12 protein-coding genes and 2 tRNA genes are annotated in these 14,949 nt (G+C 70.1%); 10 read left to right on the top strand and 4 right to left on the bottom strand.

Annotated features, from left to right (window positions below; all coding sequences use genetic code 11):
- The first annotated feature begins 381 nt into the window (after window positions 1-381).
- Complete coding sequence (locus tag K4G64_RS32905) at window positions 382-1,191, top strand: Fpg/Nei family DNA glycosylase (protein ID WP_221759580.1); 810 nt, start codon at window positions 382-384, stop codon at window positions 1,189-1,191.
- A gap of 55 nt (window positions 1,192-1,246) precedes the next feature.
- On the opposite strand, the gene K4G64_RS32900 is transcribed toward K4G64_RS32905, so the two are convergent.
- Entirely contained in the window at window positions 1,247-2,497 is a 1,251-nt protein-coding gene (locus K4G64_RS32900; RefSeq protein ID WP_221759579.1) for a GNAT family N-acetyltransferase, read from the bottom strand.
- 162 nt (window positions 2,498-2,659) lie between these two features.
- Between K4G64_RS32900 and K4G64_RS32895 the strand changes: the two genes are divergently transcribed.
- On the top strand, window positions 2,660-3,838 hold the full coding sequence (locus K4G64_RS32895; protein ID WP_221759578.1) for a PP2C family protein-serine/threonine phosphatase: 1,179 nt from the start codon (window positions 2,660-2,662) through the stop codon (window positions 3,836-3,838).
- A 154-nt stretch (window positions 3,839-3,992) separates the two neighbouring features.
- Complete coding sequence (locus tag K4G64_RS32890; RefSeq protein ID WP_221759584.1) at window positions 3,993-4,430, top strand: HD domain-containing protein; 438 nt, start codon at window positions 3,993-3,995, stop codon at window positions 4,428-4,430.
- Window positions 4,431-4,445: 15 nt separating this feature from the next.
- Here K4G64_RS32890 and K4G64_RS32885 read toward each other — a convergent pair whose 3' ends face one another.
- A complete protein-coding gene (locus K4G64_RS32885) occupies window positions 4,446-5,564 on the bottom strand; it encodes an acyltransferase family protein (RefSeq protein ID WP_308122552.1) in 1,119 nt (372 codons plus the stop codon).
- 697 nt (window positions 5,565-6,261) lie between these two features.
- Here K4G64_RS32885 and K4G64_RS32880 point away from each other — a divergent pair.
- Both K4G64_RS32880 and K4G64_RS32875 read left to right on the top strand, forming a co-directional pair.
- Window positions 6,262-6,456 carry a hypothetical protein gene (locus K4G64_RS32880; protein ID WP_031107160.1) on the top strand — a complete coding sequence of 65 codons (195 nt, stop codon included), beginning with the start codon at window positions 6,262-6,264 and terminating at the stop codon, window positions 6,454-6,456.
- An 85-nt stretch (window positions 6,457-6,541) separates the two neighbouring features.
- On the top strand, window positions 6,542-8,941 hold the full coding sequence (locus tag K4G64_RS32875; RefSeq protein ID WP_308122551.1) for a PQQ-binding-like beta-propeller repeat protein: 2,400 nt from the start codon (window positions 6,542-6,544) through the stop codon (window positions 8,939-8,941).
- Window positions 8,942-9,013: 72 nt separating this feature from the next.
- Here the strand turns inward: K4G64_RS32875 and K4G64_RS32870 are convergent.
- A tRNA-Gly gene (locus K4G64_RS32870) sits at window positions 9,014-9,087 on the bottom strand.
- Between the two features lie 164 nt (window positions 9,088-9,251).
- Here K4G64_RS32870 and K4G64_RS32865 point away from each other — a divergent pair.
- The 5 genes from K4G64_RS32865 to clpX all read left to right on the top strand — a co-directional run bounded on the left by K4G64_RS32865 (window position 9,252) and on the right by clpX (window position 14,159).
- Window positions 9,252-9,328, top strand: a tRNA-Pro gene (locus tag K4G64_RS32865).
- A gap of 193 nt (window positions 9,329-9,521) precedes the next feature.
- Window positions 9,522-10,910 carry a trigger factor gene (tig, locus tag K4G64_RS32860; protein WP_190898688.1) on the top strand — a complete coding sequence of 463 codons (1,389 nt, stop codon included), beginning with the start codon at window positions 9,522-9,524 and terminating at the stop codon, window positions 10,908-10,910.
- Window positions 10,911-11,269: 359 nt separating this feature from the next.
- Window positions 11,270-11,875 carry an ATP-dependent Clp protease proteolytic subunit gene (locus K4G64_RS32855; RefSeq protein ID WP_167526581.1) on the top strand — a complete coding sequence of 202 codons (606 nt, stop codon included), beginning with the start codon at window positions 11,270-11,272 and terminating at the stop codon, window positions 11,873-11,875.
- Between the two features lie 109 nt (window positions 11,876-11,984).
- Complete coding sequence (locus tag K4G64_RS32850) at window positions 11,985-12,692, top strand: ATP-dependent Clp protease proteolytic subunit (protein WP_308122550.1); 708 nt, start codon at window positions 11,985-11,987, stop codon at window positions 12,690-12,692.
- Window positions 12,693-12,872: 180 nt separating this feature from the next.
- Window positions 12,873-14,159, top strand: a complete 1,287-nt coding sequence (gene clpX, locus K4G64_RS32845; protein ID WP_010041898.1) for an ATP-dependent Clp protease ATP-binding subunit ClpX — start codon at window positions 12,873-12,875, stop codon at window positions 14,157-14,159.
- 72 nt (window positions 14,160-14,231) lie between these two features.
- Here clpX and K4G64_RS32840 read toward each other — a convergent pair.
- Window positions 14,232-14,949: hypothetical protein (locus K4G64_RS32840; protein ID WP_221759577.1), on the bottom strand; the 718-nt coding region annotated here is incomplete at its 5' end.

Below are 14,949 nucleotides of genomic sequence, written 5' to 3'. Positions count from 1 at the left end.
GCAGGGGCTCTGCCCTTTGCCGGTTGTGGAGGGCAGGGCCCTGCCGGGGCTTCGGGTCCGGAGCCTTGCGAGGCGTGGGGGCGAAGCCCTGGGGCGTGGGAGCAGGCCTGCGGGGGTTCGGGAGGAAGCCCTACGGGTTGCGGAAGAGGCCCTGCGGGGAACCCGCGGGCGTTCGGGGGCGCAGCCCCAGAGGGGTGAAGGGGACGCAGTCCCCGCCGGGGCCGGGGGCGGAGCCCCGGATCCTTTCGGCCTCAGCTTCTTGCACGACTGAGTCGGGTGGGCGGATGGGCCAGGCCCCGGGCCAATCCGACCTCAGCCCCCTGAACAACCGCCTCGCTCGGGCCCGTGGGCAAGCAAGGGCAACGATCACAGGGAGAACCCGTGCCGGAAGGCCACACCATCCACCGCCTCGCCCAGGACTACGCCACCGCCTTCCTCGGCACGAAACCCCGCACCACCAGCCCCCAGGGCAAGTTCACCCCCGCTGCCGCCCTCCTCACCGGCACCGAACTCACCCACACCGAAGCCCACGGCAAGCACCTCTTCCTCGGCTTCCGCGACACCGACTGGATCCACATTCACCTCGGCCTCTTCGGCAAGGTCACCTTCGGCCCGGCCCCCGAACCGCCCCCCACCGACACCGTCCGCCTCCGCGTCGCGAACGACACCACCTACGTGGACCTCCGGGGCCCCACCACCTGCGCCCTCATCACGCCCCCGGAGAAGCAGGCGATACACGACCGCCTCGGCCCCGACCCCCTCCGCGACGACGCCGACCCGGACACCGCGTACCGCCGCATCACCCGCAGCCGTACGACGATCGCCGCCCTCCTCATGGACCAGAAGGTCATCGCCGGCGTCGGAAACGTCTACCGCGCGGAAGTCCTCTTCCGGCACCGCATCGACCCCTACCGCGCCGGCAAGGACATCACCCCCACCGAGTGGCACGCGATCTGGACCGACCTCGTCGACCTCATGCACGAGGGCGTCCGCAACAACCGCATCGACACCGTCCGCCCGGAGCACACCCCGGAGGCGATGGGCCGCCCGCCCCGCGTGGACGACCACGGCGGCGAGGTGTACGTCTACCGCAGGGCCAACCTGCCCTGCCACATCTGCGGCGGCGAGATCCGCACCGCCGATCTCGCCGCCCGCAACCTCTTCTGGTGCCCGGCCTGCCAACGCCCCTGAAAAGCCCGTCCAACGCCCCCGAAAGGCCCGGGCGCTCCTCAGCAACCCCCAAGCGTCAGAACCCGTGCGGCAGCCACGGCGGCACACCCGCCCCGAACCCCAGCGACGCCTCCGCCAGCGCCCCCGGCCGAAGCTCCCGCACGCGCCCCGCCGCCGCCAACGCGGCCAGCGACACACCCCCGAGATACGCCGCGCCCAACTCCCGTACTGACAGGGCGACATCGGCCGGATCCGCCGTACGCTCGCAGGACGCGCCCTTCGCGTCCCCGCTCAACCGCCAACGCCCGGCGTTCCAGGGGCAGAACGCGTCCTCCACCTCGAACACCACATCCACCGGCGTCTGATACGTCCGCGCCGCCAGCGCGGCCCCCACCTCCACCGGCCGCACGTACAGCGAGTCCCGCACCCGCGGATGGCACCGCCGCGGGTCGGTCACCAGGTACTGCCACGCGTCGTCCACCGGACGGCTCCGCACGGTCACCTTCGACGTCAGGTCGATCCCGAACAGGAACCGCCACAACGCTGCGTCCGCCGCGGGCTCCAGCCCCGCCAACTCCTCCACGATCACCGTGCCGTTGGACCCGGACAGCTCCCACTCGGGCTTGACGCGGTACCGCGCGTACCCCACCGTCTCCCCGTCCCGCTCGGCGAGCACGCACTGCAGGGGCGAGGCCCCCTCCCGCTCGCCCGCCGGATCGAGCACCCCGAGCCGCTCCCAGCCGGGCTGCCGGGCCAGCATCCCGGGCCGTACCGGAACCAGCCGGGCGTACACCGCCTCGCACACGTCGAGCACATCGGCCGGCACCGCGTACCGCACCCGTACGTCATCCGTACCGTCCGGCACCGACAGCCCGACCCGGGTCGTGTCGATCTCGGCGGTCAGCGACACGGTCGCGTTGCCGTACCCGAAGCGCCCGTAGATCGCGGGCTCGGACGCGGTGAGTACCGCCAGCGGCTCACCCCAGGCGCGCACGTCGTCCAGCTGCCGCCGCATCATCGACGTGAGCAGGCCGCGTCGGCGATGCGTGGCGGCCACGCTGACCATCGTGACGCCCGCCACGGGCAGGGACGCGCCGCCGGGCACGGTCAGCCGGAAACTGAACGCCCCGGCCGTCCCCACGCACTCGTCCCCGTCCCAGACACCGAGCGAACGGTCGAACTCGGTCAGCGAGTTCCACAACTCCCGCTCCTCGGCGGACTCCGGCACCCCTCCGAAGCCGCGGAGCAGGGTGTCGTACCACTTGTCCCAATCGTCCTTCCGAAGGACTCGCAATTCGGGCGAAAGGCCGTTCGCGTCAGTTCCCATGAGCCCTGCCTACCAGGGCAATGCGGGACGAGCGAGGGAATTTCTCCCGGGTGACGGCAGGGCGGCGCGCTGTGAAGTTCACTGTGATGTCGGCCCTCGGACGGGGGACAAGTAGGACCTCCCGTGCCAAGCGGCTGGTCCGATGGATAGGGTCCCGAACTAATGGCATCAGGACGAGAGCGGCGCGCGGAAGCCGACACGTTCACGGCCCGGTTGAAGAAGCAGTGGCACCGGGTCCGCGTCGGCGTGCGCCGCGCCGCCGTGGACTACTTCCGCGGCAACGGCTCGGACTGGATCGCCCTGGGCGGTCTGCTCCTGATGGTTCCCGTGATCGCGTCGGCGACACTGGCGAACTCGGTGTGGTTCTCACCGGCCGCACTGGTCCTGCCCGTCGTCGTGGGCGGCCTGCTGCTGCGCCCGGCCAGCCTGCTCGGCCTGTACGCGGCGGCGGCCACGGCGCTCATCGTGGAGTCGGTGCAGCTCGGCCCGTACACGGAGGGCCCGTCGAGGGTCACCCCGGGCGTCGTGCTCGTGGTCGCGGCCTGCGGCTTCTTCGGACTGCTCCTGGCCCAGTTCCGCAGCCGGGTCGGTGTGCCCTGGCGGCGCGGCGGCACCATGCTCTTCGACCTGCGCGAACGCATCCGGGTGCAGAGCAAGCTGCCCGACCTGCCGGACGGCTGGCACCGGGAGATGGCGCTGCGCCCGGCGGGCGGCCAGTCCTTCTCGGGCGACTTCGTGGTCGCGGCGCGCACCAACGGCGGCCGTACGCTCGAAGTCGTCCTCACCGACGTCTCCGGCAAGGGCATGGACGCGGGCTCCCGCGCCCTGCTGCTGTCCGGCGCGTTCGGCGGCCTGCTCGGCTCCCTCCCGCCGCACGCCTTCCTCCCGGCCGCCAACGGCTACCTCCTGCGCCAGGACTGGGACGAGGGCTTCGCCACCTCCATCCACCTGGTCCTCGACCTGGACTCCGGCGACTACGAACTCTACTCCGCGGGCCACCCGCCGGGCCTCCAGCTCAGCGCCGGCAGCGGCCGCTGGGAGGAGAAGACGGCCGAGGGGCCACTGCTCGGGGTGTACGACGGTGCCCAGTTCGACCCGGTGAAGGGCTCACTGCGGCCCGGTGACGTGCTGATGCTGTTCACGGACGGCCTGGTGGAGACCTCCGACCGCGACATCGTCGAAGGCATCGACCGCCTCACCGGCGAGGCCGACCGCTATGTGGCCGGCGGCTTCCACGGCGCCGCCTGGCACCTCATCGAGGCCGTGGCCAAGGACGTCAACGACGACCGGGCCCTGCTGCTGATCTGCCGAGAGGGCCCAACGGCCAACACGACCCGCTGAGGTGGGGCCCGACGGGCCAGGGCCCGTACATTCGGCCGCTCGTCTACGGCTCGTTCGCCGCCGCGACCCTCGTCGTCGGTACGGCCGCGTCCACCCTGCCGGCCCGGGCGGCGCTGCGCGGGGAGACACTGGAGCGGTGACCGAGACATCCCGGATGACCCTGGCCCAGGTCGAGGCAACCGCCCGCGCCGCCCACAGCGGCCAGACCGACAAGGCGGGCCGGCCCTACGCCGAACACCTGCGGGCCGTGGCGGAGGGCGTACGGGCGCGGGGCGGCGACGACGAGCAGATCGCGGCGGCCTGGCTGCACGACGCGGTCGAGGACGACGCCCTCTCCGCGGACTGGCTGCGCGGGGCCGGCCTGAGCAGCCGTACGAAGGACATCGTGCTCGCGGTCACCAAACGGGCCGGGGAGCCGCCGGAGGCGTACGCCGCGCGGATCCTCGCCACGCCCGGCGCGCTGCTGGTGAAGGAGTCGGACCTGGCGCACAACGCGGACCCGGACCGGCTCGCGGTCCTCGACGAGGCGACCCGGAAACGACTGACCGAGAAGTACGCACGGATGCGCGCACTTCTCGGTCTCGTCGGATGAACTCCGCTCGCGGGGTCAGGCGTTGACCTTCTCGCGTTCGCGCTCGCGTTCACGGCGCTCGGCGCTCTGCCGCTCGCGGGCCAGCTCGGCCGCGTCCGGCTTGAAGGCCCAGGCCATCTTCGGCTCCATCGCGAACCGGAAGACGCGCTGCACCGGCTTGGTGCACAGCACCGTCACGACGGCGGCCGCGAGGGCGGTCACGGCGATCTCACCGGCCGGGTGGTGCAGCCAGGACGCCTCGAACCAGCCCCGGTAGTCGCCGGCCTTCACCAGGAAGCCGTGCAGCAGGTAGCCGTAGAGCGTGCCGGCACCGAGGGCGGTGAACCACATGTGGCGGCGCGGCACCCAGGCGAAGAAGCAGGCGGTCAGCACCAGGGAGCAGCCGAACATGGCGAGCACCATGACCGGGCCGGTCCACCACGGGGCGCCCAGTTCCTGCGCGGCGTCCCGGTGGTAGAACCACGCGGTGTTCATGCGCGGCACCGCCCACCAGCTGAAGGCCAGGGCGACGGCGAACACGGGCACGGAGGCGATCCGCACCGCACGGGTGCGCACCATGTGGAAGTGCTCGGGCTTCATGACCAGGCCGAGCACGAAGAACGGCAGGAACTGCAGGACGCGCTGCAGGTCCAGGTCGTCGCCGATCTCCGGGGTGACGGTCGCCAGCATGGCGAGACCCAGCGCGAGCGGGAGCGGCCAGCGCACCAGGTTCCAGATGGGGGTGGTCAGCCGCCAGACGAACAGGGCGACCAGGAACCAGGTCAGGTACCAGGGGTCGAGGATGCTGATCTCCTGCTGCGGGTCGTTGTCGATGACCCGCTTGAACAGGGGATAGGCCGTCTCGAAGATGATGTACGGCACGGCGACGCCGGTGATCAGGCGCTTCAGCCGGTCGGGCCGCATGTCGAAACTGCGCGAGAAGTACCCGGAGATGATGATGAACGCCGGCATGTGGAACGCGTAGACGAGCTGGTACGCCGCCTCGAGTATCCGGCTGTCGCTCTTGAGCGGCTCCCAGGCGTGGCCCATGGCCACCAGCACGATCGCGAGGTACTTCGCGTTGTCGAAGAACGCGTCGCGCTGCTTGCCGTTCTGCTTCTTCTGCGTGCTCTGCGGCGAGCGCGGGCTCGGCACTCCGTCGGCCGGCGACTGTGCCGGGGGAAGTGGCGCCCTGCGGTCGCCGTTCGGTCGCAGCGAGTTCGTCACAGACCCTCCCACCAGGAGCTCGGGGAGACGATCCGGGACCTCGCTGCGCGTGCGGGGGACGAGGCAGCGTGGAACATCTGAGGCACCCTAGCGTTCCCAACGTCTATTCGTAAAACGCCGGAAGTGATTCCTGGCTATTCGCTGCGGGTACCCCGGATTACGGGTAGTTGACGGCACTGTCGGCGTGATGGCCGACACATCGTCCGATGGCGGATTGTGTGCACCGACTGGGGCTTGCTTGTCATGATACTTCCGGACTAAGTGACGCATAAGACCAGCAGGCGACTCCAGCGGAATGTCCGCTTCGGCACTCTTCGCCCCCTGTTTTGCGGGGCTGTTGCCGGGCTTGTGGCAGCAATTCGAATTAGCTGCGAACGCGTTGTGTGGAGACGGAAACGATGGGGCCGAATTCCCTGCGCGGGTGGCCCGTCGAATTGCCGTGCGACTCCCCGCTGTTGAGTGCCCGCGCGCGGGCGGAGCACACCACGCGGCGGCGACACGCGTGTGGTCGATGCGTCACCGGCCGCATAGCCCGGGCGTGTTGGTGGCACGATGGTTCTGGCGGGGGTGCGCGGGGTCGCGTCCCCGGGCCGGGAGAGCGGACCGACCGAGGGTGTGATCAGTTGTGGCCATTTCACTGTCTGTGGTGCTGCTGTTGGCGATCATCCTTGTGGTGTTGCTGAGAGGGGGATCCATCAAGGCGGGACCGGCGATCGTGGCGATCCTCTTCGGCTTCTTCCTCGCCTCGACCGGCATGGCCCCCTCCATCAACCGGTTCCTCAACTCGATAGCGGACACCATCAACTCCATCAGCTTCTGACCGGCCGGGGAGCGGCCCCTGCGAGCCCCGCGCTGCGGGCCCGGCGCGGGGGCGGGTTACGCTCGCCCCGACCACAGGACGGTGCGTGACGGGGGGAACGTACGGGATGGCGCTGCGCGATTCCGACCCGGCGGAGGTGGGCGGCTACCGCATCGAGGACCGCCTCGGCTCCGGCGGCATGGGTGTGGTCTACCTGGCCCGCTCGGCCTCGGGCCGGCGCCTCGCGATCAAGGTCGTGCACAGCCAGTACGCCGACGACGACGAATTCCGCACCCGTTTCCGCCGCGAGGTGGCCGCCGCCCGCCAGGTCAGCGGAGCCTTCACGGCCCCCGTCGTGGACGCCGACGCCGACGCCCCGCATCCCTGGATGGCCACCCTCTACATACCGGGTGCGGACCTCGGCACCCATGTCCGCGAGCACGGCCCGCTCCCGCTGCCCCGACTGCGCGGTCTCGCCGCCGGCCTCGCCGAGGCCCTGCGTGACATCCACCGTGCCGGAGTCGTCCACCGCGACCTGAAGCCGGCCAACGTGATGCTCGCCGAGGACGGCCCCCGCGTCATCGACTTCGGCATCTCCCGCGCCGCCGAGTTCGCCGCCTCCGACGTCCTCACCCAGACCGGCCGCGTCATGGGCACCCCGCCCTTCATGTCCCCGGAGCAGTTCGCCTCTCCCCAGGACGTCGGCCCGGCCGCCGACATGTTCTCCCTCGGCTCGGTCCTCACCTACGCCGCCACCTGCCGCGGCCCCTTCGACAGCCCGAGCCCGTACGAGACGGCCCTGCGGGTCGTCGAGGGCGAGCCGGACCTCACCGGCGTCCCGGACGAACTGCTGCCCTTCGTCCGGATCTGCCTGGAGAAGCACCAGAAGTCCCGCCCCGCCGCGCACGAACTGTTCACGCTGCTGCGCGAGGGCGGCACCCCCGGCCCGCGCCCCGCGCACGCGGCGCACCCCGTGCGTCCGTGGCCCGGTGCCCGGCCGACCGAGCCGGCCGTCACCGCGTGGCCCGACGCGGCCCGCACCGAGCGCGGCGAAACGTCCCACCAGTTGCCGGCGGAGGCGGACTCCGGGCCGGACGAGGAGCAGCGCCCCGGCCTCGACATAACCCCGACCGAACAGTCCCGGCCACCGCGCGACCCGGCCGGGACGCCGCCCGGGGCCGAGCGCACCCGAAGCCGCCGCAGACCCGCCCTGCTCCTGGTCTCGGCCGCCGTGGCCGTCGCACTCACCGCGATCGTCACCACCACCGTGACCCTGATCCGCGACGACGACCGCTCGGCCCCGTCCGACGGCCCGGCCTCGTCCACCGCCGGGGCGGCCGGCCTCCCCAAGGGCTGGAAGCCCTGGGTCGCCACGGCGAAGGCCCCCGGGACGGGCGAGGGCGGCCTGGGCGGCGTCGACACGTCCTTCAAGGGCTGCTCCGTCGTCGACACCTCCCTCGTGTGCGCCGGCTCCGACCTCATGGCCACCCGCTTCGGTCTCGCCGACGGCCGCAACACCTGGAGCCGACCCGTCGACTCCACACCCGACGGCGCCTCCGGCAACGAGGGCGCGCTCATCGGCACCGGCGACGGACGTGTCTACGGCTACGGGGCCGAGGACGCCGCAGGCACCAGCGGCGTGGGGTCCAGCTACACGGTCCACGCCCTGGCCGCCGCAACCGGCAAGGAGCTCTGGCGGACCCCGACCGGCAGCGGCGAGATGGCGGTCGTCCCCGACGGCCCCGGGGGCGCCGCCACGTCCGTGCCCGAGGGTGTCGTCACCTTCTACGGATCACAGGGCGACCAGTACGCCCTGCTCGACGCGGAGACCGGCGAGGTCCGCTGGCGGCGGCCGAAGCCGGGCGACCAGGGCGACTGCATGCTGGACTCGGCGGCCGGCCGCGCCTACCTGATCTGCACGGCCGAGCTGGAGGACGGGAAGACCTTCGACACCAGCGTCTCCGAGATCGACCCGGCCACGGGCAAGCCCCGCTGGACCGTCGAGGCCGAAGGCTCCCTGCAGATGCTCGGCCGGCAGGGGGAACACCTGGTGTTCACGGACGGCGTGTCCATGACCCGCGGCCTCACCCTGATCGACGCCGCCTCGCACAAGCTCACCGTGCGCCGGCTGGCGCAGCCCCGGCCCGAGGCGTCGAGGGCGTACCTGGTCCGCGGGATCGTCTACTTCACGCGCACCAGCGGCGGCGTCCGCGCCGTCTCGCCGCGCACCGGGCGCACGCTGTGGGAATCCAACACCACCCTGGAGCGGCAGGGGCCGCCGACCGCCTCCGCCACCCGCGTGTACTTCGCGTCGCCCAGCGGCCGCCTCGCCGCCCTGAACGCGCGCAGCGGCAAGGTCGAGGCCACGAGGGACGGCCGCGACGACGGCGGCCGGGTCGACAGCCTGCTCGTCACCTCCGGGGCACAGCTCCTCCTCGTCGGCGACGCCCTGTACATCCCCTACGGCGTCCGCTCCGTCTACACCGTCGACGTACGCGATCTCTGACACCGGGCGGACCCCGTACACGACTCAGGGCCGGGTCGGAGAAATGATCCTCCGAGCCGGCCCTGAACCGAATGGAGCGGGCGACGGGAATCGAACCCGCGTAGCTAGTTTGGAAGACTAGGGCTCTACCATTGAGCTACGCCCGCACAGCACGCGCCGCAGGTCGGGTGACCGCGGCACTGAAGGCATCGTAGCGGGTCGGCCCCCTGCGTCGCACACCGCATTCCCGTCGGAGCGGACGCGGCGCGGACCCTGTGGAAATGCGGCGGCCACATCGCCGGTCGGCATGTACCCTACGTCTCGCACCAGACGGGGTGTGGCGCAGCTTGGTAGCGCGTCCGCTTTGGGAGCGGAAGGCCGTGGGTTCAAATCCCGCCACCCCGACCAGCCACCCGATCATCTCGCGTGATCGCCCATCCGATCACTCAGGTGATCGCCTTTTGGGCGGTGTAGGCGCTGCCGTTACTATGCAAGCTGCACGCCCGTGTGTCTCAGCGTCTGAAGTCTCCGGGCGGCGAAATCCGCCGGGCCGTTCTGGCCCCGGCAGAAACCAAGAAGTCAGCCACAAGGAGACCGAACCGTGAAGAGCGCCGTGGAGACCCTGAACCCGACCCGGGTTCGGCTGACTGTCGAGGTGCCCTTCGAGGAGCTCAAGGACAGCCTCGACGCGGCGTACAAGAAGATCAACCAGCAGGTCACGGTGAAGGGCTTCCGCAAGGGCAAGATCCCTGCCCGTGTCATCGACCAGCGCTTCGGCCGCGGTGCGGTGCTGGAGGAGGCGGTCAACGACGCGCTTCCCAAGTTCTACACCGACGCGGTCAACGAGGCCGAGCTCAGCGTGCTGGGCCAGCCCGAGGTCGACATCACGGAGCTGAAGGACGGCGAGACGCTGAACTTCACCGCCGAGGTCGACATCCGCCCCTCCATCGAGATCCCGGACTTCTCCGGCATCGAGGTCGAGGTCGACGCGGTCGAGGTCACCGACGAGGACGTAGACAAGGCCGTCGAGGAGCTGCGCGAGCGCTTCGCCTCCACCGCCCCGGTCGAGCGTGCCGCCGAGGACGGCGACGTCGTCACGATCGACCTGCAGGCCAAGGTCGACGGCGAGGTCCTGGAGGACGGGGTCGCCGACGGCGTCTCCTACACCATCGGCTCCGGCGAGCTGCTGGACGGCATCGACGACGCCGTGAAGGGCGTGGAGGCCGGTGGCGAGGCCACCTTCACCTCCGAGCTCAAGGGCGGCTCCGCCGCCGGCAAGGAGGCCGAGGTCACCGTCAAGGTCACCCAGGTCGCCAAGCGTGAACTGCCCGAGCTGGACGACGAGTTCGCGCAGCTCGCCTCCGAGTTCGACACCATCGAGGAGCTCCGCGCGGACAGCCGCAAGCGCCTCGAGAACATGAAGCAGTACGACCAGGCCACGCAGGCCCAGGAGCGCGTCCTGGAGAAGCTGCTCGAGCTGGTCGAGGTCCCGGTCCCCGAGAAGCTGCTCGAGGACGAGATCAACACCCGCAAGCACAACCTCGAGCACCACCAGCTCGGCCAGATGGGCCTCGACCTCGCGAAGTACCTGGAGATCCAGGGCAAGAGCGAGGAGGAGTTCGACGCCGAGACCAAGGAAGCCGCGGTCAAGGGCATCAAGACCCAGTTCGTGCTCGACGAGCTCGTCAAGCAGGAGAAGCTGAACGTCAACCAGGAGGAGCTCACCGAGCACCTCATGCGTCGTGCGGCCTCCTCCGGCATGTCCCCCGACCAGTTCGCCCAGGCGGTCGTCGAGGGCGGCCAGGTTCCGCTCCTGGTCGGCGAGGTCGCCCGCGGCAAGGCCCTGGCCGTCGTGGTCGAGAAGGCCACGGTCAAGGACACCAACGGCGAGATCATCGACCTCGACGACGAAGAGGACGAGACCGAGTCCGCCGAGGCCTCCGCCGAGGAGACCCCGGCCGAGTCCGCCGAGGAGAAGACCGAGGGCTGAGCCCCGGTCGCGGTGAGTTCGTGAGGAAGGCCCCGGGGCGTGCAGCCCCGGGGCCTTCCTGCCACCCGCGAGGGCGGCTCGCCCCCGGGCGCGCGGGGAACTGCGCGACAGGCCCCCACGCGCCCGCAGCCGCCCACCGGAAGATCCGCCCACGGCGAGATGGCACGGTCCCACGGCGGAGCCCGTCGCGCTACGCCCCCGGCGAACACTCCCATCTCCGGGATTCCCCGAAGGGACCCGCGCGTTAGGGTCCATGAATACGAGGGCAGTGGAGTCCCCGAACGGCTCCTAGCCCCTAGGGAAACGTGAGACGGCCCGGCGCCGTCGTAAGACGAGCAGGTGGATACGTGACGAATCTGATGCCCTCAGCCGCCGGCGAGCCTTCCATCGGTGGTGGCCTCGGCGACCAGGTCTACAACCGGCTGCTCAACGAGCGGATCATCTTCCTCGGCCAGCCGGTCGACGACGACATCGCGAACAAGATCACCGCGCAGCTGCTGCTCCTTGCCGCCGACCCGGACAAGGACATCTACCTGTACATCAACAGCCCCGGCGGTTCCATCACGGCCGGCATGGCGATCTACGACACCATGCAGTTCATCAAGAACGACGTGGTCACCATCGCCATGGGCCTCGCGGCCTCGATGGGCCAGTTCCTGCTCAGCGCCGGCACCCCCGGCAAGCGCTTCGCGCTGCCGAACGCCGAGATCCTGATCCACCAGCCCTCCGCCGGCCTCGCCGGTTCGGCCTCGGACATCAAGATCCACGCCGAGCGGCTGCTGCACACCAAGAAGCGCATGGCCGAGCTGACCTCGCAGCACACCGGCCAGTCGGTCGAGCAGATCACCCGCGACTCGGACCGCGACCGCTGGTTCGACGCCTTCGAGGCCAAGCAGTACGGCCTCATCGACGACGTCATCCCCACGGCCGCCGGTATGCCGGGCGGCGGCGGCACCGGGGCCTGAGCGGTCCCCACGGGGCCTGTGGCGCCCCGTGAGGCCCACGGAGCCCTCCCGGGCCCCAGCGACCCCAGACAGCCCCAGCCGACCGCCTCAGCCCTTTTCAGGAGACACCGTGAACCAGTTCCCCGGCAGTGGGATCTACGACCGTATGCACGCCGTGCAGGACATGAGCGGCTCGCAGGGCCGCTACACCGGCCCCCAGGCCGAGTCCCGCTACGTCATTCCGCGCTTCGTCGAGCGCACTTCCCAGGGCATCCGCGAGTACGACCCGTACGCGAAGCTCTTCGAGGAGCGCGTGATCTTCCTCGGCGTCCAGATCGACGACGCCTCCGCCAACGACGTCATGGCGCAGTTGCTGTGCCTGGAGTCGATGGACCCCGACCGTGACATCTCGGTCTACATCAACAGCCCCGGCGGCTCCTTCACGGCGCTCACCGCGATCTACGACACGATGCAGTACGTGAAGCCGGACATCCAGACGGTCTGCATGGGCCAGGCCGCCTCCGCCGCCGCCGTCCTGCTGGCCGCCGGTACGCCGGGCAAGCGCATGGCCCTGCCGAACGCGCGCGTCCTGATCCACCAGCCGTACAGCGAGACCGGCCGCGGTCAGGTCTCCGACCTGGAGATCGCCGCGAACGAGATCCTGCGGATGCGCTCGCAGCTGGAGGAGATGCTGGCCAAGCACTCCACCACGCCGGTCGAGAAGATCCGCGAGGACATCGAGCGCGACAAGATCCTCACGGCCGAGGACGCGCTGAGCTACGGCCTGATCGACCAGATCATCACCACCCGGAAGATGGACAACTCGAGCCTGCGCTGAGGCGAGAGGCAGTGACGTCTGCCGCCCCTTGGCACGGTTTGACCGGGTTCACGTCAAGGCGAACCGTGCCAAGGGGGGCCCGAACGGGGGGCCCGGCAAGGTACCGTCGACATAAGGCAGCACCAGGAGTCCGCTGGACGTCGACGTCCAGGAGTCTCCCAGGCGAAGGGGAAGCACACCGTGGCACGCATCGGTGACGGCGGCGATCTGCTCAAGTGCTCGTTCTGCGGCAAGAGCCAGAAGCAGGTCAAGAAGCTCATCGCAGGGCCCGGTGTGTACATCTGCGACGAGTGCATCGACCTCTGCAACGAGATCATCGAGGAAGAGCTCGCGGAGACCAGCGAGGTCCGCTGGGAGGAACTCCCGAAGCCCCGCGAGATCTACGAGTTCCTCGAGGGCTACGTGGTCGGCCAGGAGGCCGCCAAGAAGGCCCTCTCCGTAGCGGTGTACAACCACTACAAGCGAGTCCAGGCCGGCGAGAACGGCGGGGCGAACGGCCGTGACGACGCCATCGAGTTGGCGAAGTCCAACATCCTGCTCCTCGGTCCCACGGGCTCCGGCAAGACCCTCCTGGCGCAGACCCTCGCGCGCATGCTGAACGTCCCCTTCGCGATCGCCGACGCCACGGCACTCACGGAGGCCGGATACGTCGGCGAGGACGTGGAGAACATCCTGCTCAAGCTGATCCAGGCGGCCGACTACGACGTCAAGAAGGCCGAGACCGGGATCATCTACATCGACGAGATCGACAAGGTCGCGAGGAAGAGCGAGAACCCCTCGATCACGCGCGACGTCTCGGGCGAGGGTGTCCAGCAGGCGCTGCTGAAGATCCTGGAGGGCACCACGGCCTCGGTCCCGCCGCAGGGCGGCCGCAAGCACCCCCACCAGGAGTTCATCCAGATCGACACGACGAACGTGCTGTTCATCGTGGGCGGTGCCTTCGCCGGTCTCGAGAAGATCATCGAGTCCCGGGCGGGGGCCAAGGGCATCGGCTTCGGCGCGCAGATCCGCTCCAAGCGCGAGATGGAGTCCAAGGACCAGTTCCAGGAGGTCATGCCGGAGGACCTGGTCAAGTTCGGCATGATCCCCGAGTTCATCGGCCGCCTCCCGGTCATCACCTCGGTCCACAACCTCGACCGCGAGGCCCTGCTCCAGATCCTCGTCGAGCCGCGCAACGCGCTCGTCAAGCAGTACCAGCGCCTCTTCGAACTCGACGGCGTGGAGCTGGACTTCGAGCGCGAGGCCCTCGAGGCGATCGCCGACCAGGCCATCCTCCGCCAGACCGGCGCGCGCGGCCTGCGCGCCATCATGGAGGAAGTCCTCCAGGGCGTGATGTACGAGGTCCCGTCCCGCAAGGACGTGGCCCGGGTCGTCATCACGGCGGACGTTGTCCAGTCGAACGTCAACCCGACCCTGATCCCGCGGGATGCGCGGGGGCGGGGGCCGGGGGAGCAGAAGACGGCGTGACACAGACCTAAGACGTAAAGGGAAGGGCCCCGGTCGATGACCGGGGCCCTTCCCTTTGTGCTACCGGTTTCGTCAGACCTTGACCCGGATCTCCGGGCGCATCTTGGTCGTGATGTCGATGGCGGTGTCCTTGGAGATGCTCCCGCTGACCTCACCCGGTGACACCATGGCGATGGTGCTGTAGTCGGCCCAGGCGCAGAACCAGTCGGTCTTCTCCTTCTTGGCCGCCGGGTCCTGCCCCTTGGCCGCCTGGCACTTCATGACCGCGCCGTCGAGGTCCGCCTCTTCGGGCTCACCGATCAGCTCGGTCTTGCTGCCGCTGCTGGAGGAGGAGCTCTTCTGGGACGACTTCTTGAGGTTGGCGAAGAATGCGTCCAGAGACGCCTCAGGGTCCGAGACCTCACCGTAGACGCCGACGAACGTGACCCCCTTGGCCGTTGCCATCTGGGCGGCCGAGGAAGGGTCGTCGGGGTCGTACTTGCTGATGTCCATCGTCGAGTAGGAGCCCACCAAGGACTTGGCGTTCTTGACGCCGGTCTTCTCCAGCTCGGTGGCGGAGTCGTCGCCGACGGTCTGCCCGTCCTTAGTGACGCGGTTGTACTCGCCGAGAACCTTCGCCGGCGTAGCCAGCTTGTGCGGACCGTCGTCCTCCAGGGCGCCCGCGCCGCCGCCCCCGCCGATCACGAAGTACGCGCCCACGCCGATCGCCGCCACGACCGCGACCGCGCCGATGATCAGGCCCGTCTTCTTCTTGCCGCCGCCCGGGGCCGGGGGCTGGGGGACGCCGTAC

Origin of the sequence: Streptomyces sp. WAC04114 (assembly GCF_019733245.1) — a bacterium.
Classification (GTDB): domain Bacteria; phylum Actinomycetota; class Actinomycetes; order Streptomycetales; family Streptomycetaceae; genus Streptomyces; species Streptomyces massasporeus_A.
This window is presented reverse-complemented; position numbering and strand designations above follow the sequence as displayed.

What these genes read in the sequence shown, in the direction of transcription:
- K4G64_RS32900 (WP_221759579.1), bottom strand. Translation starts at nt 2,497, where the DNA reads ATGGGAACTGACGCGAACGGCCTTTCGCCCGAATTGCGAGTCCTTCGG.
- K4G64_RS32895 (WP_221759578.1), top strand. Translation starts at nt 2,660, where the DNA reads ATGGCATCAGGACGAGAGCGGCGCGCGGAAGCCGACACGTTCACGGCC.
- K4G64_RS32890 (WP_221759584.1), top strand. Translation starts at nt 3,993, where the DNA reads ATGACCCTGGCCCAGGTCGAGGCAACCGCCCGCGCCGCCCACAGCGGC.
- K4G64_RS32855 (WP_167526581.1), top strand. Translation starts at nt 11,270, where the DNA reads ATGCCCTCAGCCGCCGGCGAGCCTTCCATCGGTGGTGGCCTCGGCGAC.